Annotated in this window: 25 protein-coding genes; all 25 read left to right on the forward strand. The window is 53.2% G+C overall.

Annotation, left to right across the window (positions count from 1 at the left end):
- The first annotated feature begins 128 nt into the window (after positions 1-128).
- Entirely contained in the window at positions 129-1382 is a 1254-nt protein-coding gene (locus E6C60_RS08600) for an aspartate kinase (RefSeq protein ID WP_138225476.1), read from the forward strand.
- A 200-nt stretch (positions 1383-1582) separates the two neighbouring features.
- Positions 1583-1849, forward strand: a complete 267-nt coding sequence (locus tag E6C60_RS08605) for a YqhV family protein (protein WP_138225477.1) — start codon at positions 1583-1585, stop codon at positions 1847-1849.
- A gap of 85 nt (positions 1850-1934) precedes the next feature.
- Positions 1935-2921, forward strand: a complete 987-nt coding sequence (spoIIIAA, locus tag E6C60_RS08610) for a stage III sporulation protein AA (protein ID WP_138225478.1) — start codon at positions 1935-1937, stop codon at positions 2919-2921.
- Positions 2922-3440 (forward strand): stage III sporulation protein SpoIIIAB, encoded by a 519-nt coding sequence (spoIIIAB, locus tag E6C60_RS08615; protein ID WP_138225479.1) that lies wholly within the window; start codon positions 2922-2924, stop codon positions 3438-3440.
- Between the two features lie 14 nt (positions 3441-3454).
- On the forward strand, positions 3455-3658 hold the full coding sequence (gene spoIIIAC, locus E6C60_RS08620; RefSeq protein ID WP_138225480.1) for a stage III sporulation protein AC: 204 nt from the start codon (positions 3455-3457) through the stop codon (positions 3656-3658).
- A gap of 13 nt (positions 3659-3671) precedes the next feature.
- Entirely contained in the window at positions 3672-4061 is a 390-nt protein-coding gene (spoIIIAD, locus tag E6C60_RS08625; protein WP_138225481.1) for a stage III sporulation protein AD, read from the forward strand.
- Between the two features lie 10 nt (positions 4062-4071).
- Positions 4072-5289 (forward strand): stage III sporulation protein AE, encoded by a 1218-nt coding sequence (gene spoIIIAE, locus E6C60_RS08630; protein ID WP_138225482.1) that lies wholly within the window; start codon positions 4072-4074, stop codon positions 5287-5289.
- A 27-nt stretch (positions 5290-5316) separates the two neighbouring features.
- Positions 5317-6090, forward strand: a complete 774-nt coding sequence (spoIIIAF, locus tag E6C60_RS08635) for a stage III sporulation protein AF (protein WP_175415252.1) — start codon at positions 5317-5319, stop codon at positions 6088-6090.
- A complete protein-coding gene (gene spoIIIAG / locus E6C60_RS08640; RefSeq protein WP_175415253.1) occupies positions 6047-6685 on the forward strand; it encodes a stage III sporulation protein AG in 639 nt (212 codons plus the stop codon). Before spoIIIAF ends, spoIIIAG begins: the two co-directional genes overlap by 44 nt.
- 50 nt (positions 6686-6735) lie before the next feature.
- The gene (locus E6C60_RS08645; protein WP_138225484.1) at positions 6736-7500 is read left to right on the forward strand and encodes a SpoIIIAH-like family protein; all 765 of its coding nucleotides are present in this window, start codon (positions 6736-6738) and stop codon (positions 7498-7500) included.
- A gap of 150 nt (positions 7501-7650) precedes the next feature.
- On the forward strand, positions 7651-8142 hold the full coding sequence (gene accB, locus E6C60_RS08650; RefSeq protein ID WP_138225485.1) for an acetyl-CoA carboxylase biotin carboxyl carrier protein: 492 nt from the start codon (positions 7651-7653) through the stop codon (positions 8140-8142).
- A gap of 60 nt (positions 8143-8202) precedes the next feature.
- Positions 8203-9546 (forward strand): acetyl-CoA carboxylase biotin carboxylase subunit, encoded by a 1344-nt coding sequence (gene accC, locus E6C60_RS08655; protein ID WP_138225486.1) that lies wholly within the window; start codon positions 8203-8205, stop codon positions 9544-9546.
- Positions 9547-9659: 113 nt separating this feature from the next.
- Positions 9660-10079, forward strand: coding sequence for an Asp23/Gls24 family envelope stress response protein (locus tag E6C60_RS08660; protein ID WP_138225487.1), 420 nt, complete (start codon positions 9660-9662; stop codon positions 10077-10079).
- A 65-nt stretch (positions 10080-10144) separates the two neighbouring features.
- Positions 10145-10684 (forward strand): alkaline shock response membrane anchor protein AmaP, encoded by a 540-nt coding sequence (gene amaP, locus E6C60_RS08665; RefSeq protein ID WP_138225488.1) that lies wholly within the window; start codon positions 10145-10147, stop codon positions 10682-10684.
- A 16-nt stretch (positions 10685-10700) separates the two neighbouring features.
- On the forward strand, positions 10701-10934 hold the full coding sequence (locus tag E6C60_RS08670; RefSeq protein ID WP_138225489.1) for a DUF2273 domain-containing protein: 234 nt from the start codon (positions 10701-10703) through the stop codon (positions 10932-10934).
- A 157-nt stretch (positions 10935-11091) separates the two neighbouring features.
- On the forward strand, positions 11092-11559 hold the full coding sequence (gene nusB / locus E6C60_RS08675) for a transcription antitermination factor NusB (protein WP_138225490.1): 468 nt from the start codon (positions 11092-11094) through the stop codon (positions 11557-11559).
- 84 nt (positions 11560-11643) lie between these two features.
- Positions 11644-12501 (forward strand): bifunctional methylenetetrahydrofolate dehydrogenase/methenyltetrahydrofolate cyclohydrolase FolD, encoded by an 858-nt coding sequence (gene folD / locus E6C60_RS08680; protein ID WP_138225491.1) that lies wholly within the window; start codon positions 11644-11646, stop codon positions 12499-12501.
- Positions 12502-12503: 2 nt separating this feature from the next.
- Complete coding sequence (xseA, locus tag E6C60_RS08685) at positions 12504-13874, forward strand: exodeoxyribonuclease VII large subunit (protein ID WP_138227698.1); 1371 nt, start codon at positions 12504-12506, stop codon at positions 13872-13874.
- Complete coding sequence (gene xseB, locus E6C60_RS08690) at positions 13864-14118, forward strand: exodeoxyribonuclease VII small subunit (RefSeq protein WP_138225492.1); 255 nt, start codon at positions 13864-13866, stop codon at positions 14116-14118. The genes xseA and xseB overlap by 11 nt, the downstream gene beginning before the upstream one ends.
- Before the next feature lie 43 nt (positions 14119-14161).
- Positions 14162-15016, forward strand: coding sequence for a polyprenyl synthetase family protein (locus tag E6C60_RS08695; protein ID WP_407669155.1), 855 nt, complete (start codon positions 14162-14164; stop codon positions 15014-15016).
- Between the two features lie 83 nt (positions 15017-15099).
- A complete protein-coding gene (gene dxs / locus E6C60_RS08700) occupies positions 15100-17007 on the forward strand; it encodes a 1-deoxy-D-xylulose-5-phosphate synthase (RefSeq protein ID WP_138225494.1) in 1908 nt (635 codons plus the stop codon).
- A 22-nt stretch (positions 17008-17029) separates the two neighbouring features.
- Positions 17030-17905, forward strand: a complete 876-nt coding sequence (locus tag E6C60_RS08705) for a TlyA family RNA methyltransferase (RefSeq protein ID WP_138225495.1) — start codon at positions 17030-17032, stop codon at positions 17903-17905.
- 73 nt (positions 17906-17978) lie between these two features.
- Entirely contained in the window at positions 17979-18461 is a 483-nt protein-coding gene (locus E6C60_RS08710; protein WP_138225496.1) for a hypothetical protein, read from the forward strand.
- Between the two features lie 27 nt (positions 18462-18488).
- Positions 18489-18938 (forward strand): transcriptional regulator AhrC/ArgR, encoded by a 450-nt coding sequence (gene ahrC / locus E6C60_RS08715; protein WP_138225497.1) that lies wholly within the window; start codon positions 18489-18491, stop codon positions 18936-18938.
- Between the two features lie 31 nt (positions 18939-18969).
- Positions 18970-20712, forward strand: coding sequence for a DNA repair protein RecN (gene recN, locus E6C60_RS08720; RefSeq protein WP_138225498.1), 1743 nt, complete (start codon positions 18970-18972; stop codon positions 20710-20712).
- The last annotated feature ends 51 nt before the right edge of the window (positions 20713-20763 follow it).

Below are 20763 nucleotides of genomic sequence, written 5' to 3' on the forward strand. Positions count from 1 at the left end.
TTTCCCAGCCTGCCGAACTTTTGGTGACAGCTATGAAATTGCTTGACGGAACCAAGCACTTTCGTATTATACTGTTTTAAAGTGAGAAACCATGGATACATACTGATAAAGTAGGGAGTGAAGGCAGGTTGTCACTGTATGTTATGAAATTCGGGGGCAGCTCCGTCGGGGACACGGAGCGTATGCAGCGCGTCGCCCGAAGAATTGTTGAGAAGCAGGATGAAGGGCATCAAGTGGTTGTCGTCGTTTCTGCAATGGGCGATACGACAGACGATTTGATTGACCAATCCAAGTTATTAAATGAACATCCGCCTGCACGGGAAATGGATATGCTGATGACGACAGGAGAGCAGATCTCGATGTCTCTTCTTGCCATGAGCATTCATAGACTCGGGCGTGAAGCGGTCTCATATACGGGCTGGCAGGCTGGCTTCCGCACGGAAGCTGTACACGGCAAGGCCCGCATTACAGATATTACCCCTATTCGCGTTCAGAAGGCACTGGAGCAGGGCAAGATCGTTATTGTCGCCGGCTTCCAGGGCATGACTGAGGAAGGCGAAATTACGACACTCGGCCGGGGCGGCTCCGATACGACCGCCGTTGCACTGGCTGCTGCTGTCCATGCTGACGTTTGTGAAATTTATACAGATGTTGACGGCATCTACTCCACCGATCCGCGTGTCGTGAAATGCGCGCGCAAGCTGCAGGAAATCTCATACGATGAAATGCTGGAGCTTGCAAATCTGGGAGCGGCAGTGCTTCATCCGCGGGCTGTTGAATATGCGAAGCATAATGATGTCAAGCTTGTTGTAAGATCCAGCTTTAATTATAACGAAGGTACGGTTGTGAAGGAGGAAGCCAGCATGGAGCAAGGCGCAGTAGTCAGCGGAATCGCTTTTGATAAGAATGTGGCCAGAATCAGTATTTTGGGAGTGTCTGATTATCCCGGCGTGCTTGCCAAGGTGTTCGGTGCCCTGGCACAGGAAGGCATTGACGTCGATATTATCGTACAGAGCGGTGTGCAGAACGGAGAAGCTGACTTCTCCTTTACCATTTCCCGCGATGAGTCGGAGCGCGCACTTGCGGTCATTGAAGGCATCCGCAGCGAGCTTCCGTTCCGCGAAGTGACCTCTGAGGTGAATCTCGTGAAGGTGTCGATCGTCGGCGCCGGCATGGTCAGCCATCCGGGTGTTGCTGCTCAAATGTTCGATGTGATCTCCAAGCAGGATGTCAGCATCAAGATGGTCAGCACCTCGGAGATTAAAGTATCCTGCGTCATTGAGAGCAGTAATCTGGAAGGTGTCGTTCGGGCATTGCATACTGCTTACGGTCTGGATACCACAGAGCAGGCTTCTGTAGGCGGGCCACAGGTTCGCCGGTAATTGATTCAAAGAAAGTGCAGCTAATTCGATCCATATGAAGCACGGATGTGCGCGGAATATATTCCCCGCACATCCGTGCTTTTTTTGTGCTGTCTTCATGTTGTATTCTACCAGCTTCGTATAGCCTCCTCCAAAAAAGTAGAGATAAATGAAAGCTATGATGCATATGGTAAGTTATCAAATTATGGAGGAGGTTGAACATGCTGGACAAGTTTGTGGTGAGTATGGCTTCCCTCCGGCTGTTTTCCGGCAGTGTTGAAATTCTGGCAGCGATCTGGATGCTTCGCCTGAATCAGGTAGATAAGGCGCTGGCTGTGAATTCTGCGCTGGCCTTTGTCGGTCCCCTGGTGCTGATCCTGACGACGACGATCGGACTGTTTGGCATGGCGGACAAGCTGTCCTGGGGCAAAATCGGCTGGATCATGTGCGGAGCAGCATTTCTGTTATATGGGATTTTAAAAAAATGATAGATTCGGTGCATAATCGGGGCGTACAGGCATACACATGAAATAGGACATGACTTAGCAACGAATTACACTGGAGGAAATGCTTATGAATACAAGCTGGCTGGATCTGTTTCCGGATCATATTCAGGCTCTGCTGCGTTGCATGCCTCAAGACGTCATGAAGCCGCTGGAAGAAATCCGGCTGCGGGAAGGCCGCCCGCTGGAGCTGAACTATGAAGGAGTGTTTCAGTTTCTAACACCCGCTGGAACCTTTACACGCAAGCCGGAGGAGGCGTACAAGCCAACCCGGGAGGATATGCTGAGGCTGCTGGATATGATGAGCAATCATTCTTTATACACGCTGGAGGAGGAGCTTCGCAAGGGCTTCATCACCATACCTGGCGGACACCGTGTCGGCCTGGCTGGACGAACTGTGCTTAGTGATGGGAAGGTGAGGCATATCCGGGATATTAGCAGCTTCAATCTTCGGCTCGCCAAAGAAATGAGAGGCGCTGCCGAGCCGCTGCTGCCCTATTTGCTGGATCGGGATCGAAACCGGATCAGGCATACGCTAATGGTATCGTCTCCGCAGAAGGGTAAGACAACGATCCTGCGCGATCTGGCCCGGCTAATCAGCAGCGGCTATTCACCTTCAGCTTTCACAGCCTGTCAGGGAAAAAAAGTTGGCGTAGTGGATGAACGCTCTGAAATAGCCGGATGTATTCAGGGGGTGCCCTCCTTCGATCTGGGCCCCAGAACTGACGTGCTGGACGGGTGCCCGAAGGCGGAAGGCATGATGATGATGATTCGCTCCATGTCGCCGGAGGTGCTGATGGTGGACGAGATCGGAAGGCCGGAGGATGCAGAGGCGGTCTCGGAAGCACTCCATGCCGGAATCAGCGTGGTCGCTACGGCCCACGGCTCCTCCCTGGAGGATGCAGCGGGCAGACAGGCGCTTGCTTCTCTCATGAAGGCCCGGGTGTTTGAGCGTTATGCCGTGCTGGACAGGTCACAAGGGGGTTTCTTTTTTCGCCTGTATGATGCCAGCGTCAACGAGATCAAGTCATCGTGGCCGCACGGGGTGGTGACCTGAGTGCTTAAATGGTTTGGCGCTGCTCTGGTTATCCTCTCCGGCGGGCTGGCCGGCTTGTATCAAGCCAGGCAATTCGCCGCCCGCCCCCGGCAGATCCGCGAGCTGATTCTGGCACTCCAGAGGCTGGAGACAGAAATCAGCTATGGCTTTACCCCGCTGCCCCGGGCTCTGGAGCGAATCGGAGCCTCGATGAAGATGCCGCTCTCCGGTTTATTTCTGGAGGCGGCTCGGGGAATGGGACCGCAGGCGGGTCTGTCCGTTCAGGAAAGCATGGAGTCCTCGCTCCGGCTGTACTGGAGGCAGACCAGCATGAAGCCGGCTGAACGGGAAGTGATCCGGCAGCTGAGCATTGTGCTTGGCACCAGCGACCGGCAGGACCAGATGAAGCATATTGCACTTGCCGCCAGCCAGCTGAAGCATGAAGAGGCGGCGGCCCGAGAGGATCAGGCCAGATATGAAAAAATGAGCAAAAGCCTGGGCTTTCTCATCAGTGCATTGATCGTCATTTTGATCTTTTAGCGAGGTGCCAGGAAATGAACATAGAAGTGAACGCCATTTTCCAGATTGCCGGGATTGGCATTATTATTGCCATGATTCATACCGTCCTGAAGCAGATGGGAAAAGAGGATATGGCACACTGGGTAACATTGATTGGATTCGTCGTTGTTTTGTTTATGGTGGTTCGGCTGCTGGATGATCTGCTTCAGGAAATCCGAACGATATTTTTGTTTCAGTAAGGCTTAGACCGCCATGGATATGATACAAATTGTCGGTATCGGACTGATCTCCACCATACTGATCCTGATCATCAAAGAACAGAAGCCGCTATTTGCTTTTCTGCTTACAGTAACCACAAGCGTTGTTATCTTTTTGTTTCTGGCGGGCAAGATCGGGACGGTCATCACCATGCTGGAGGATCTCGCAGAGAGATCCGGCGTGCAGATCATCTACCTGAAGACAGTCCTGAAAATTATCGGTATTGCCTACATTGCTGAAATGGGAGCTCAGGTCGTCCGGGATGCCGGTCAGGAATCCATCGCCTCCAAGATTGAAATGGCCGGAAAGGTGCTGATTCTGGTTCTGGCGGTGCCAATCATCGGCATCATTATTGAAACGGTACTGAAGCTGCTGCCGGCTTGAGAAAGAGGGGATGAACTTGAAGTCATATCCGGCGAGGCCAGGCTTTCCGGCACGGCTCGTGATCCTGCTGATTCCTCTGCTTCTCCTGACTTTTCTGCCGGGTGTTTCTTTCGCTGAAGCGTCTTCGACATCACCAGCCGACCAGTGGGTGCAGGAGCAGGCGGAGGAGCTGCCGGTAGAGCCGGTGGAGCAATATTGGGACCAGCTTATGCAGGAGTATGGCGGTTTTTTTCCGGATGGCCAGTCCCCTTCCCTGATGGATCTGCTGCTGCCCGGAGGCGAAGGGCTGGAGCTGTCGACGATGCTGTCAACCCTCATGGGATATATCTGGCACGAGGTGCTGTACAATGGCAGGCTGCTCGCCGCGATTATGATGATCAGCATTCTGAGTATGATTTTGGAAAATCTGCACACGGCCTTTGAAAAAAGCACAGTGAGCCGGGTAGCCTATACCATCTGCTATATGGTCGTTCTCGTCATCGCCGTGAACAGCTTCCGGGTGGCCATCGGATATGCCAAGGATGCGATTGATCAGATGATCGATTTCATGCTGGCCATGCTGCCGCTGCTATTTGCGCTCCTGGCCTCTATGGGCAATGTCGTGACCGTGTCGATCTCGCATCCCCTGATCATCTTTATGGTTCATACCGTGGGCACCTTGATCAGTACAGTCGTGTTTCCGCTGTTGTTCTTCGCTGCCATGCTGTATCTGGTGAGCTCTCTATCAGAAAAGTACAAGCTGACACAGCTCGGCAATCTCCTTCGCGGGATTGGGATGGGAATTCTGGGCGTCCTGCTCACCGTCTTTCTCGGTGTCATTTCTGTACAAGGGGTGACCGGATCGATTTCGGACGGTGTCGCTATTCGAACCGCCAAATACGTGACAGGCAACTTCGTTCCCGTCGTAGGCAAAATGTTTGCAGATGCGACAGATACCGTTATTTCAGCTTCCCTGCTTGTGAAGAATTCCATTGGTCTCGCCGGTGTCATCATCATTTTGTTTCTATGTGCGTTTCCCGGCATCAAGATCCTGGCGCTGGCACTCATTTATAACCTGGCCTCGGCCATCATGCAGCCACTGGGTGATACGCCGATCGTGAAATGCCTGCAGGCTATTGGCAAAACCATGCTATATGTGTTTGCAGCGCTGGCCGCAGTCAGTCTGATGTTCTTTCTGGCCATTACGATTCTCTTATCAGCAGCCAACATTACGGTCATGATGCGATAGCGGTGTGAAATGGAAGGGAGGGATGTCATGGATTGGCTGAGTGAATGGCTGAGAAACGTCATCCTGATTGTGATCTTTGCAGCGCTGGTAGAGCTGCTGCTGCCTGGAAATTCCATGCAGCGCTATGCGCGTCTTGTGCTGAGCCTTATGGTTCTGCTGGCGCTGCTGCAGCCGATCCTCCAGCTCTTTCATGAGGCACCCGAGGTAAGGCTGGCAGAGCAGCTGGAGTCGATTGAGCAGGGCTCAAAGCAGGCGCAGACAGGTCTCGCACAGATCCTGGCACAGGCAGAGGACATCAAAGAGACGCGAGAGCGGCAAAGCCTCCAATGGGCCGCCGAGCAGGCAGCCCTGGAGATGAAGAAGGAGATTGCAGCGGAGACAGGAGAAGAGCCGGAGGCGGTCGAGGTGTCGCTGCTGCTGCAAGAAGCCGGTAGGGGATCTGAGCCTGAGCCTGTGATTTCATCGGTAGTCGTCAGGCTGAGGCCGCCCGGGGAGAACATGAACAACGTACAGACTCCTTCCGGGAGCGGTCGTAAAGATATAGAGCCGGTTAGCATTGACCCGGTTGTTATTGAAGTGGAGCAGCGCCCAGATGACTCCGAGCAAGAGGTCTCTGCCCAGCCCTATGGCGCTGAACAGGAAGCGTGGCTGAAGGCGCAGGAAGCTGCGGTGAAGAAGCTGCTTCGCGCTTCATGGAGCATTCAAGAGAAGAACATCACGGTTACGGCAGAAAATAAGCTGAAGGAGGGGGCCCGTATTGGGAAAGTGGAGCAAGAAGCTGGAGCAGTGGCTGGGCGGTGAGAACGGCGGGGCGAAAAAAATGCAAACCCTGCGCTGGCTTATTATTCTCGGGCTGCTGGGAGTGGCCATGATGCTGTTCAATTCCTTTGTGAACGTCAAGAAGCTGGATCACGAAAATATCGGGCGGGAGCCGCCAGATAACCCCGCGTCTACGCTGGCGGCACCTGCACCGGACCCAGGCGGCAGTCCATTTGGGAATATTGAGCAGGAGTTTGAAACAAGGACCCGGGTCATGCTGGAGCAGATCGTCGGTGTCGGCGCCGTGGATGTGATGATTACGGTGGAATCCACAGAAGAGATTATTGTACAGCGCAACGTTAAGGATTCCCAGGAGCTGACTGAGGAGAACGATGCCGGAGGCGGCAAGCGGCATGTAACGAGCTATACCCGGGACGGTGAGATTGTAACGTATGAGTCATCGGGTGAACAGACCCCTATTGTGACCAAGCGGATCAAGCCGCAGGTGCGCGGAGTGCTGATCGTGGCCAAGGGGGCTGAGAATGAGGTTGTCAAAAGCTTGATTGTTGATGCTGTTCAAAGAGGACTCAGTGTACCAAGCTATAAGATTTCAGTCGTGCCGCGCAAGCAGGAGTAAGTGAAACCAGAGTGATTCCAAGTGTTATTTTAAAGGAGGAAGTGTTCAAAATGAATAACAAAAGACAAACGATTTGGCTCGTATCCATGTTAAGCCTGATGGTTGTGCTCTCAGCGTATTATCTGTTCACGGAGGACGCCGGACCCGCGGCTCCGCCGGTGGCAGAGCGGACGCAGGATTTTGGTCTGCAGGCCCAGGGTGATGAAATTGTCGTCCATGAAGTGGTGGAGGAAGGTGTAGACGGCGATGCCGGCAAGTCTGAGGATGCGGCAGTCGGCAGTGACACAGATACCTCCAAGGCCAATGGCGAGGCTGCCGATGAAACCGGAAATCCCGCTCAGCCGGAAGCAGGCTCAGAGGATACCGCTGTGAAGGAGGATACCGCTGTGAATGAGACCGGGAAGGAAACGGCCAAATCCGAGGATGAAATTCTCGAAGAGGTGGCCCAGGTACAGGCTGGCTCGTCATCCGCCAAGCTGGAGTCGTATCAGCTGGACCGGGCGAACAAGAATATGCAGCTGCATGAGGAGCTGATGGCTAAGCTGGGGGATCAGAACACGACGCCGGAAGAAACCGCCAAAGTGACCAATGACCTTAACAGCCTGGAGGAAAAAGAATCCATTCTGTGGTCCATCGAGGAGAAGCTGCAGCAGCAATTTGAGAATGCTGTAGTGAAGGAGGAGAACGATCGTTACAACGTTGTCGTTCTGAGCGAAGGGCTGGATGCCAAAAATGCTGCAGGCATTGTCAGCATGGTCATGAAGGAGCTGAATGTTTCCCAGGATAAGATCAGTGTCCAATATGTAACGCCTTAAGACTCCTTTGCTCCTGATATGAAGCTGTGGAAAGAGTCCGGGATAAAGACTTGGACTCTTTCCATTTCTTCGGTTTATGATATAATACGTTAAGTTATTGACACTGTCATAAGCTGAGTTTGACAGATCGTGAAGGAGTGAGAGTTGAGAATGTTCAAGTTAAGCGAGATTAAGGAATTGATCGAGCTTGTGGATCAAACTTCTATTCAAGAGCTCGAAATCGAAAATGAAGGCACCCGCCTGTCCATCAAGAAGCCGGGGAATCCTGAAGTCGTCAGCTACCAGGCTGCACCTCAGGCTTATGCAGTACCGCAGCCTTTCCAACCACCTTCGCAGGCTCCAAGCCAGGCTCCTGCGACAGCTCCTGCTGAGCCGTCTGCAGCCGCAGATGCAGCTAGCTCCCTACATAAGATTGTGTCACCTATGGTTGGAACGTTCTACAGCTCCCCGTCTCCGGAAGCGCCGCCGTTTGTCAGCACTGGCGATAAGGTGGGCGTTAAATCCACCGTATGTATTATTGAAGCGATGAAGCTGATGAATGAGCTGGAAGCTGAGATCAAGGGTGAAGTCGTTGAAGTCCTCGTTCAGAACGGTCAGCTGGTCGAGTTTGGTCAGCCGTTGTTCCTGGTGAAGCCGGATTAATCGCCTCCATCCGAATCACACCATTTCACGACAACGACAAGTTCGAAGGAGGTAAACTGCATGACTTTCCAAAAAGTGCTGATTGCAAACCGCGGCGAAATTGCGGTGCGCATCATTCGTGCGTGCCGGGAAATGGGCATTTCCACGGTTGCTGTATATTCCGAGCCGGATCATGATTCCCTTCATGTCAAGCTGGCGGATGAAGCCTACTGCATAGGTCCCACCCTGTCCAAGGACAGCTACTTGAACATTACAAATATTATGAGTGTCGCCACACTGACAGAGTGTGACGCGATTCATCCCGGCTACGGCTTTCTCGCTGAAAACGCTGACTTCGCTGAAATTTGCGAGTCTTGCAATATTACGTTCATTGGCCCTTCGGCGGATGCCATTTCCAAAATGGGCGACAAGGCGGTGGCCAAGCAGACAATGAAGGATGCCGGCGTGCCTGTTATTCCCGGCTCCGATGGCCTGGTAGAGGATCTGAACGAGGCAGTTATGATCGCGCGGGATATCGGCTACCCTGTTATTATCAAGGCCACGGCCGGCGGCGGTGGCAAAGGCATCCGCATCGCGGATGACGAGGAATCCCTGATCAAGCAGATTACTACTGCGCAGCAGGAAGCCCAGAAGGCATTCGGCAATGCTGGCGTTTATCTGGAGAAGTTTCTAACCGGCATGAAGCACGTTGAAATTCAGATTATTGCGGACCGTCATGGTAATGCCGTGCATTTGGGAGAGCGTGACTGCTCCGTTCAGCGCCGCCGTCAGAAGCTCGTAGAGGAAGCGCCTTGTCCGGTGCTGACTCCAGAGGTTCGGGAGCGCATGGGGAAGGCAGCGGTCCGTGCAGCAAAGGCTGTTCATTACTCTGGGGCCGGTACGCTGGAATTTCTGCTGGGACCGGATGATCAGTTTTATTTCATGGAGATGAATACAAGGATTCAGGTCGAGCATCCTGTAACCGAGATGATTACCGGGGTTGACCTGATCAAAGAGATGATTTCCGTGTCCGAAGGGCATCCACTGTCCTTCAAGCAGGAAGAGGTCGTGATTAACGGCTGGTCTATGGAATGCCGGATCAATGCGGAGAATCCCGACAAAGGCTTTATGCCGGCACCGGGCAAAATCCAGTTCTATCTTCCTCCTGGCGGCCCGGGCGTTCGCGTGGACAGCGCGGCTTATCCGGGATACACGATTACGCCTTTTTACGATTCCATGATTGCCAAGCTGATTGTCTGGGCTCCGACCCGGGAAGAAGCCATCGCCAAGATGAAGCGTGCTTTGGTGGAGTTTGAGATCGAGGGTATTCATACTACGATTCCTTTTCACCAGAAGCTGTTGAACCATCCGGTTTTTCTTCAGGGTGACTTCGACATCAAATTCCTGGAGGATCACGAGGTGTAGGTCTTCCAAGGGTATGGTTTGTCAAGGAATGTGGCAGATGATATAGTAGGTTTAATGTGTGCATGCTGTATCTGCTCGGATATTAATTTGAAATTGAAAGGTGTGTCGTGACTATGGCAGATTCATTGCAGACGCCGACCGAATTTGAACGGACGGATATCGGTCAGATCCAGATCTCACCGGAAGTCATCGAGGTTATTGCGGGACTGGCTACGGTAGAGGTTAAAGGCGTGGCTGGAATGAGCGGCGGCTTTGCCGGCGGCATTGTCGAACTGCTCGGCCGCAAGAACCTCTCCAAGGGAGTTACGGTTGAAGTGGGCCAGCGCGAAGCTGCTGTTGATGTATCCGTGATCGTAGAGTACGGTCACCGGCTGCCCGAGGTAGCCAGTGAAATTCAGCGCAACGTAAAGCGCTCCATTGAGAATATGACTGGACTGAATGTGGTGGAAGTCAATGTGCATATCCATGATGTGCATTTTGCCAAAACCAGCGAGAAGCATGAGGATCCGGACCATATCCAGCGAGTGAAATAAGTTACTTATTGAGCCCTTGACGGTTGTCGAGGGTTTCATCTAATTTTAAGGAGGCTGTGCTGTTCATGGCTAAAATCCTGGACCGCTTTATGCTTTTTATTTACAGCTTGAGCATCGGCGCTATATCCATCGTTGCCATCCTCCTGCTGAGCGGTGTTATTCCCTATGATCTGACCTTCGACCAGGAACAAGTGCTGTTTCTTAGCTGTATCATTACAGCGGCTGTTCTTCTGCTGATGAGTATCCGGTTCTTCTATATCTCCATCCGCCGTGATCGCACAACGACAAATTCCATTGATCAGCGCACTGAATATGGAGATATTCAGATTTCTGTGGAAACGATCGAGAATTTGTGCCTGAAGGCTGCTTCCCGTGTTCGGGGAGTTCGGGATCTAAAGGCAAGAATCAAGGTATCCCAGGCAGGCCTGGACATTACGATTCGCGCTGTGGTAGATGGCGAGGAATCCATCCCGGCCCTGACCACCGAGGTTCAGAAGCAGGTCCACGATTTCGTGGAGGATACAACAGGAATACCGGTTTCCGGCGTCGCCGTGTATATTGCAAACGTGGTTCAGGCGCCCAGCTTCAAGAGCCGCGTAGAATAGAGGTGAGCTTCTTCGGATGTCATGGAAAGCGATATGGGAGAGTCACGGAGGACGAATCTTTGGTGTGGCCAGCGGTCTGGTCTGTGGGTTCATTTATTTAGCATTTGGATTTTGGGATATGCTGTTCTTTGCATTTGTGGTATTTATCGGCTACACCTTCGGTAAACGAAGTGATCTTCGTCAAGGCCCCCTGTATCGCTGGCAGGAATGGGGGCGCTGGTTGACGGAGCGGTGGCGGCTGTTTAAATGAAGCCCTGTGATATGCCTTCCTTTTTGGCAAATGCGAGAAGACCACTCTGTCCGTTCGCACAGCGAAAAAGAAAGGTGCATCACAGGTTTTTTTCATATAGGGATATACTAAGCTTTATATTAACTGGGATTCAAAAGGTCCAAGCAGGAGGAAACACATGAAAAGACGTGTCATCAGGGAAATTGCAGTTCAAAGCTTGTATCAAATGGAAATGAACGATGTACAGAGCGGGGAAGCCGTTGCCATGCTGCTGTCTGAAGCAGCCGAGGAGAATGAGACCGAGCGCAGCATAGACGGCGATGAAGACAGCGTCCGCGATACCCTGCTTCAGCTTGTTAACGGCTGCTGGAAGGTGAAAGACAGCGTGGATGGTGTGCTGACAGACTATTTGAAGGGCTGGCAGGTTAGCCGTCTGTCTCGCGTAGACCGTCAAATTTTGCGTCTGGCTGTCTATGAGATGGTCTACCGTGATGACGTGCCTGGCAAGGTGGCCGTGAATGAAGCGATCGAGCTGTCCAAGCATTTTGGCACGGAGGAGTCAGGCAAGTTCGTCAATGGCGTACTGGGGAAAATGCTTCAGGATCTGGAGCAGGTAACGGCACGCCTGGAAGGCTCTGCCGAGTAGCAGCGCAGCCAGAACGAACTAATAGCAGCAGTCCAGGTTTACGATTCCACGATTTCAATTTCAATGACAAGGGAGAGGCTTGAAATGAGTGCAAACGTAATTAGCGGAACACAGGTGTCGCAGGAAATTCGGGAGACCATCAAGGAGGAAGTCAAGGAGCTTGCAGGCAAGGGTGTCACTCCCGGTCTGGCTGTTGTACTGGTCGGCGAAGACCAGGCTTCCCAGGTTTATGTCCGCAATAAAGCAAAGGCCTGCGAAACGCTCGGCTTTTATTCCGAGGTGCACCGTCTTGAGGCATCAACCAGTCAGGAGGAGCTGCTTGCGCTGGTGGACAAGCTGAACCAGAACAAGCAGATTCACGGCATTCTCGTGCAGCTGCCGCTGCCAAAGCATATTGAGGAGAAAGCGGTGATTGACGCGATTGCTGTTGAAAAAGACGTAGATGGCTTCCATCCCGTTAACGTGGGTAACCTGGTCATCGGAGAGGACAGCCTGCTTCCTTGTACGCCGGCAGGGGTTATTGAATTGATCAAACGCACCGGTTTAACGCTTGAAGGCAAGCACGCCGTTGTTATCGGGAGATCCAATATTGTCGGCAAACCCGTATCCCTGCTGCTGCAGCGGGAGCATGCAACCGTAACGATGTGTCACTCCCGCACGGCTAATATGCAGGAGATCGCAAGACAGGCTGACGTTCTCGTGGTCGCCATTGGTATTGCGAACAAGGTGGATGCTTCCTACATCAAGCCGGGCGCCGTTGTCATTGATGTAGGCATCAACCGTCTGGACAGCGGCAAGCTGGCGGGCGATGTGGATTATGAATCCGCTAAAGAGGCTGCCGGCTATATTACTCCGGTTCCCGGCGGTGTGGGCCCGATGACAATCACCATGCTGATGCAGAACACGCTGCTGGCGGCGAAGCGCCTGAACGGGCTGGCCTAATGATGAAACCGGCCGAGCCGCAGCGCGTTCTTTCCGTCAAGGACTTGAACCGCTATATCCGGATGAAAATGGACGGAGATCCCCGGCTTTCGGACGTGTGGATTCGGGGAGAGATTTCGAATTTTACGCATCATTCCAGCGGTCACATGTATTTCACGCTCAAGGATGAGGGCAGCCGTGTCAAGTCAATCATGTTCTCGGCTCACAACCAGAAGCTTCCCTTTATTCCGAAGGAAGGTGCCCGGGTTATTGCTCGAGGTAATGTGACGGTGTATGAACGGGATGGACAGTATCAGTTCTACGCCACTCACATGCAGCCGGACGGGATCGGATCCTTGTATTTGGCCTTTGAGCAGCTAAAAAAGAAGCTTGAAAGTGAAGGGCTGTTCTCCGCGGAGCGCAAACGCCCTATACCCTCTTACCCTCAGACGATCGGGGTTATTACCTCGCCCACCGGCGCTGCGGTCAGGGACATCATGATTACACTTCGACGCCGTTATCCACAGGCTAAAGTGGTGCTTTACCCCGTGCTGGTGCAGGGGAAGGGGGCTGCGGCCTCGATCGTCAAGGGTATTACGGTGCTGAATCGGCTGCAAGAAGCAGAGCTGCTCATCGTAGGCCGGGGCGGCGGCTCGCTTGAAGAGCTGTGGGCCTTTAACGAGGAGCCGGTGGCGAGAGCTATTTATGCTTCCGGAATACCTGTCATTTCTGCAGTAGGTCATGAGACGGATTTCACCATCGCGGATTTCACGGCTGACCTCCGGGCGGCGACCCCGACAGCGGCCGCCGAGCTGGCTGTTCCCAATCAGCTGGAGCTGAAGGAAAGGCTGCGGGAACGGGAGAAGCAGCTCCGGCAGAGCCTGCAGCAGTCCCTTCGCAGAAGGCGTGAACAGCTGTCCTCGCTGCAACGCTCTCCGGCACTGGTGCATCCTCGCCGCTACATGCTCCGGCATGCCGAGCGGCTGGATCTGCTCAAAGTGCGGCTGCAGGGCAGTCTGCAGGGACATACACGCTACAGCCGGGAGCGCTTGGCTTCTCTGAATCAGGGATTGGTTCGGCTGAATCCGAAGGTTCAGGCCGAGGCGGGACGCAGGAGAAAGGATGACGCCAGCGATCAGCTAAAGCAAGCGATGCAGTTTATTTTGCGGTCGAAACGACAGGAGCTTCTATCAAGAATCCGCCATCTGGATGCACTCAGTCCACTGAAGGTCATGTCGCGCGGCTACAGCCTGGTCTATGATGAGCACGAAAGTCGGCTGATCAAGAAGACGAGCGAGGTTCAGCCCGGCGATCTGGTTCAGGTCAAGGTCAGTGACGGCTCTTTGCAATGTCAAATCTGGGGAATCAAGGAGGAGAAGGAACATGTCGAGTGAAGCAGAGATGAGCTTTGAGGAAGCAATGGAGCAGCTGGAGCTGATTGTCGGCCAGCTGGAGGATGGAGACGTGCCTTTGGAGAAAGCCATAGATCTGTACCAGAAGGGAATGAAGCTATCCCAGCTGTGCAGCCAGAAGCTGGAGCAGGTCGAACAAAAAATCGAGATGGTCGTGGAGGAAGGCGGAGAGGTTAAGCGCCGTCCGTTCGGCACATCCATGGAGGAGTCGGGTGAGCTTGAATAACCGGTTGACGCTGGAGCAGTATATGCAAGAAATCGGGGGCCTGATGAATGATCAGCTGGGCAGCTTCCTGCCATCACAGTGGAGTGTGCCGCAAAGCTTGCAGGAATCCATGTCCTACTCCCTGATGGCGGGAGGCAAACGGATGCGGCCGCTGCTTGTGGTCGCCGCCTGCGAGGCAGGCGGCGGGAAGCGGGAGGCTGCGCTTCCGGTAGCCTGCGCAGTTGAAATGGTGCATACATACTCTTTAATTCATGATGATCTCCCGGCCATGGACGATGATGACTTTCGACGCGGCAAGCCGACGAATCATAAGGTGTTCGGTGAGGCGGCGGCTATATTGGCCGGGGACGCTCTGCTCACCCATGCATTTTACAGTGTCGTTCAAGCCTCTAGGCAGCACGGGGTCCCTGCTGATGCAGTGCTCGCTATTGTCGAGGAGCTCTCGGAGTACGCCGGCCCGAGGGGCATGGTCGGAGGTCAGGTGGCTGATATGGAAGGCGAGCAGGGCCTTACGAATCTGGAGCAGCTGGAGTATATTCACCTCCACAAGACCAGTGATCTGATCATGTTCTCGCTGCTGGCTGGCGGCAGAATCGCTGGTGTGGAGGAGAATGCGCTGCAGGCACTGCGAACGTTCGGTCATCATCTGGGGCTGGCTTTTCAAATTCAAGATGACATTCTGGATCTGACCGGAGATGAAGCCAAACTGGGCAAAAAGGTACAAAGCGACGTCAAGCAGCAGAAGGTTACGTATCCGTACTTTATCGGCCTGGAGGCTTCACAGCAGAAGGTAGAGCAGCTAACTCGGGAAGCGAAGGAAGTTATTGAAGGTGCGGGATTAAAGGATGTTCAGCGTCTTTTGGAAATTGCCGATTATCTGATGTCCCGGGACCACTAAGCGCGATGTACATGCAAGCGGTTTTTTTGTGATATAATGTCTAATGTCTATAAACTTAACCAAGGAAAGCGGGGAGATTCATTGTGCTGCTTCCAACAATACAGCAACCGGAGCATTTAAAAACACTGTCGGTTGAGGAACTGGTCGAGCTGGCGGCCGAAATCCGCCAGTTTCTAATCGAAAAGCTATCGGTAACCGGCGGACATCTTGCATCGAATCTGGGAGTGGTGGAGCTCACGCTGGCCTTGCATTATTGCTTTGACAGTCCTTCCGATAAAATGATCTTTGATGTGGGCCATCAGGCTTATGTTCATAAAATATTGACTGGGCGCAAGGACCAGTTTGACACGCTCCGTAAATACAAGGGGCTGTGCGGCTTCGTCAAGCGCACCGAGAGTGAGCATGACGTTTGGGAAGCGGGCCACAGCAGCACCTCGCTGTCTGCAGCGATGGGCATGGCGCTCGCTCGTGATTTGAAGGGCGGCAGCAACCGCGTCGTAGCCGTAATCGGGGATGGAGCTTTAACCGGCGGCATGGCGTTTGAAGCATTGAACCATATTGGCCATGAGAAGAAGAAGCTGATGGTCATTCTGAATGATAATGAGATGTCGATCGCCCCAAATGTAGGTGCGATGCACAATTATTTGAGCAAGATTCGCTCAGACCGCCACTACCTTCGAGCGAAGGATGAGGTGGAGAGCCTGCTCAAGCGGATTCCGGCGATCGGAGATCGTCTCGCCAAGACGGCACAGAACGTAAAGGACAGCCTGAAGTATATGATGGTGCCGGGGATTCTTTTTGAAGAGCTGGGCTTTACTTATCTGGGACCCGTAGACGGGCATGATCTGGGCAAGCTGATGGATACACTGCGCCAGGCGGATAATGTGGACGGACCGGTGTTCATTCATGTAATTACGACAAAGGGCAAGGGATACCATCCTGCAGAGAACGATTCGCATAAATGGCACGGGATCTCTCCTTACAAGATTGAGTCCGGACAGGTATTGAAATCCGTGGGTAATCCGCAATATACGGATGTGTTCGGCGCGACACTGGTGGAGCTGGGCAAGCAGGATGATCGTATTGTCGCTGTAACTCCGGCCATGCCGGGAGGGTCGGGGCTCATTCCTTTCAGCAAGGAATTCCCGGACCGAATGATTGATGTCGGTATCGCAGAGCAGCATGCAGCGACGATGTGCGCGGCCCTGGCTATGGAAGGGATGAAGCCGGTGTTTGCGGTGTACTCTACCTTTATGCAGCGTGCGTATGATCAGATTGTGCATGATATTTGCCGGCATAACGCCAATGTGATGTTCGCGATTGACCGGGCCGGCTTTGTCGGTGCCGACGGAGAAACCCATCAAGGGGTATACGATATCGCATTTATGCGTCACATTCCCAACCTTGTCATGATGATGCCGAAGGATGAGAATGAGCTTCGTCATATGATGTATACGGCGCTTGAATACAATGATGGCCCGATTGCATACCGTTATCCGCGCCTGAGCGGATTGGGTGTAAGCCTGGACGAAGAGCTGCGGACGATCCCGATCGGTTCTTGGGAGAAGCTGAGCAGTGGAGAGGGCTGTGCTATTCTGGCGGCAGGACCTATGGTGCAGCTGGCTGAGACGGCCGCTGATATGCTGAAGCGTGAAGGGGTTCAGGTACAGATCGTAAACGCGCGGTTTATGAAACCGCTGGATACGGGAATGCTGGATCAACTGGCGACTTCCCACACTGCGATGATCGTGCTGGAGGAAGCTTCTCAAGCAGGCAGTCTTGGCAGCGCCGTGCTGGAGTATTTTGCAGAGCAAGGGGCTTATGATGCTGTCGTTTCCCTGATGGGAATTGAGGACCGCTTCATTGAGCACGGCAGTGTCGAGCAGCAGAGGGCAGAGGTAGGCTTAACTGCCGAAGCAGTATGCGCACGGGTAAGAGAACTGACTGCACCTGCGGTCGGTGCGCGGAACAAGCGCAGTGTCTCATCCTAGTATCAGAGCTTAGGAGCATAGCATGGATTCCATACAAAAAGAACGCATTGATCTTTTGCTCGTAGAGCAGGGGTTTTATGACAGCCGGGAGAAGGCGAAGGCCGCCATTATGGCCGGCCTCGTCTATGCCGGAACAGAACGGATCGAGAAAGCGGGAATGAAAATTCCCCGCTCGGCCGAGATTCGGGTAAAGGGTGCACTGCACCCTTATGTAAGCCGTGGGGGACTTAAGCTGGAGAAGGCTATTCGGACCTTCGGACTGGATCTAAAAGGAGTAAGCATGCTGGACATCGGATCTTCTACCGGCGGCTTTACAGACTGCGCGCTTCAGCATGGAGCTTCGTACGTCTATGCCATTGATGTCGGGTACAATCAGCTGGACTGGTCGCTGCGCAATGACGATCGTGTCCAGGTGATGGAACGGACGAATTTTCGCTATATGACGCCAGAAGAGCTGAAGGGTCCGAGTCCTGATTTTGCGAGCATTGATGTATCGTTTATCTCACTTAAGCTCATCCTGCCCGTCCTGAAGGTGTTAATTGGTAAGCCGGGAGATGTCGCTGCGCTGATCAAGCCCCAGTTCGAGGCCGGACGGGAGAAGGTGGGCAAATCCGGTGTGGTCCGGGATCCCAAGGTTCACCGGGAGGTGCTTCAAGAGGTGCTCGGATTTGCAGCACAGCTTGGCTTCAGCCTCAAGGGACTTACTTTTTCGCCCATTACCGGCGGTGAAGGAAATATTGAATTTCTGGCGCATTGGGCAGTGACTGCCGATGAGCCGGGCCTGCTGACGGAAGCACCGGAGCAAGAGAAGGAACATATTCCTGAGGCTCTGAGCAAGCTGATCGAGGATACGGTCAAACAGGCGGCTCATACATTCACGGGAAACTCATCGAAATGATGGGTTTCTTTTGTTGAAATAAAGGAGTTCACTTTTTCATTCACGAATTACACCTCTTGAGGTGAAACCAAAAATGCATGAAAACATCGACAGGGTGCTCATGGTGGTTTTGGCGGTTATGGCAGCAGGAGTCGTGCTGTGGCGGTTGAATCGGTGGCTGACGTCTCCGCAAACGGCCGTCTTTACGACGGTGCCTATTCACAAACAGATTGAGGATCATCCGGCGCTTGAGCTGCTTCTGCAGGAGGGTTATGAGGTTATAGGCGGAAAGGTAAAGATCAATCTTTCTTTTCAGATCGGGGCACAGGAGGTGTATAGCCGCCTGTTCGTGGATTATGTAGCCTCCGATGAGGAGGGGCAGCTTTACCTGGTCAAGCTCTCGCGCGAGCGAATGGCGATGGACTGGAGCGGGGCTTCAGTAAGGGACCGGCTTATGCCGGTGCTGCTGATGTACCCGGACTGTGCCGGACTCCTCTATGTCGATGATCAGCAGGGAACGGTTCGGAAAGTAACGATGGAGTGGACAGATGAAATGTGGAGCAAGAATCATTATTAAGGGGCAAGCTCAGGAGGGTCTGGTAACATGAAGGGACAACGCCATATCAAAATCCGGGACATTATTACTCATCAGGAGATCGAGACGCAGGATGAGCTGGTTGAAGCACTGCGCGACGCAGGCTTTCAGGTCACACAGGCGACGGTATCAAGGGATATCAAGGAGCTGCTGCTGATCAAGGTCCCGATGGATGACGGACGATACAAATATTCCATGCCGACGGACCAAAGGTATAATCCCGTGCAGAAGCTAAAGCGGGCCTTGGTAGACAATTTTGTGCATATTGACAGAACGGGTAACCTGGTTGTCATGAAATGCTTGCCAGGGACGGCAAATTCCGTCGCGGTGCTGCTTGACAACATGGAATGGTCACATATTATGGGAACGATATGCGGCGATGACACGATACTCATGATCTGCCGGACCGAAGAAGACAGCGAGACCGTCGTCACGCAAATCATGGGGTATATTTCCTGATTATCATATTCCAGCGTGGAGGTGCTTCATTATGCTAGCAACCTTATCGATCCGCAACTTGGCTGTTGTTGAATCGGTGGATGTACAGTTTTTTCCGGGCTTTCATGTACTGACGGGTGAAACGGGAGCGGGAAAATCCATTATTATTGATGCGCTTGGACTTGCGGCGGGCGGGCGGGGTTCTGCAGATCTGGTCCGTTACGGCTGTGACAAATCAGAAATTGAAGCCTTATTCGACCTCACGCCGCAGCATCCGGTATGGGAAACCTTGGAGAGGCTGGGGATTGAGGGGCATCCGGAGGAGCATTTGCTCATTCGCAGGGAGCTGACCGCCCAAGGGAAAAGCACATCCCGCATTAATGGCCAGCTGGTGAATCTCAGCATGCTTCGGGAGGTTGGAGAGCAGCTTATCAACATTCACGGGCAGCATGAGCATCAGAGCCTGCTGCGCCCGGATCGTCATCTCAGCCTGCTGGACACCTACGGAAGCTCTGTCATTGGTCCGCTGAAGCAGCGATACCAGGAGCAATACAGCTCTTATCTCCGAGTGGATAAAGAGCTTAACGAGCTGCTGGAGACCAGCCAGAAGGCGTATCAAATGCTGGATATGTATCGTTATCAGCTGGAAGAGATCGCTGCCGCCAAGCTTCGCACCGGTGAGGATGAAGAGCTCGGTGAGGAGCGCTTGAAGCTGTCACATAGCGAGAAGATGATGGACTCGGTCAGCGGTGCTTACGATATTCTGTTCGGCGCGAGCGGTCTAGAGTCCATTAGCCGGGCCTTGAACCGGGTGGAGGATGTAGCGGGCTACGATGAGAAGGAATTAAAGCCTATTCTGGAGCAGCTGCAATCCGCCTACTATCAGCTGGAGGATGCAGTATTCCAGCTACGTGACTACCGCGATGGGATTGAGTTCAATCCCGATCGTCTCAGTGAGATTGATGACCGCTTGAACACCATATCCAGTCTTCGCCGGAAATACGGGGATAATGTAGAGCAGATTCTGGAATACTACAAGAACATTGAGAAGGAAAGTAATCTTCTGGAGAACAAGGATGAGCATCTGGAGAAGCTGCGGGAAGAGCGGGAGATTTTGCTTCAACAGCTGCTGGGGACTGCAGAAGAGCTGTCCAAGGCTCGCCGTAACATGGCAGCCAGCCTTGCCGTTCAGGTGGAGCATGAGCTAAAGGATCTTCAAATGGAGAGAACTTCACTGGAGGTAAAGATCGAGCTGCAGCTGGATCCTTCCGGCGGCGTCGAATATGGTGGCCAAAAAATCCGCCTAAGCCGGCATGGAATAGACAGCGTGGAATTTCTCATCTCTCCAAACCCCGGCGAGCCGCTGCGGCCGTTGGCCAAAATTGCTTCCGGCGGCGAAATGTCCCGGATCATGCTGGCTATGAAGAGTATTTTTGCAAGACATGACCAGATTCCGGTGCTGATCTTTGATGAGGTAGACACGGGAGTGAGCGGACGCGCAGCCCAGTCTATTGCCGAGAAGCTGTTTATCCTGGCGAGAAGCTGTCAGGTATTCTCCATCACCCATCTGCCGCAGGTGGCGTGCATGGCAGATCATCAATACTTGATCGAGAAAAGACTGGATGAAGGAAGAACGATGACGCAGGTGGAGCCACTGCAGGAGAAGGGACGGGTGGAAGAGCTCGCCCGGATGCTGGGTGGCGTGGAAATCACTAAAAAAACACTTCATCATGCCCAGGAAATGCTGAATTTGGCGAAGGCGCAAAAAGCTTCCCGGCAGCCTGCGGGTCAATGATTGACAGTTATAAAAGGGTGGGGGCAAGGTTAACTTAAAGGTACGCAATTG

Source organism: Paenibacillus algicola (assembly GCF_005577435.1).
GTDB classification, from domain to species: domain Bacteria; phylum Bacillota; class Bacilli; order Paenibacillales; family Paenibacillaceae; genus Paenibacillus_AQ; species Paenibacillus_AQ algicola.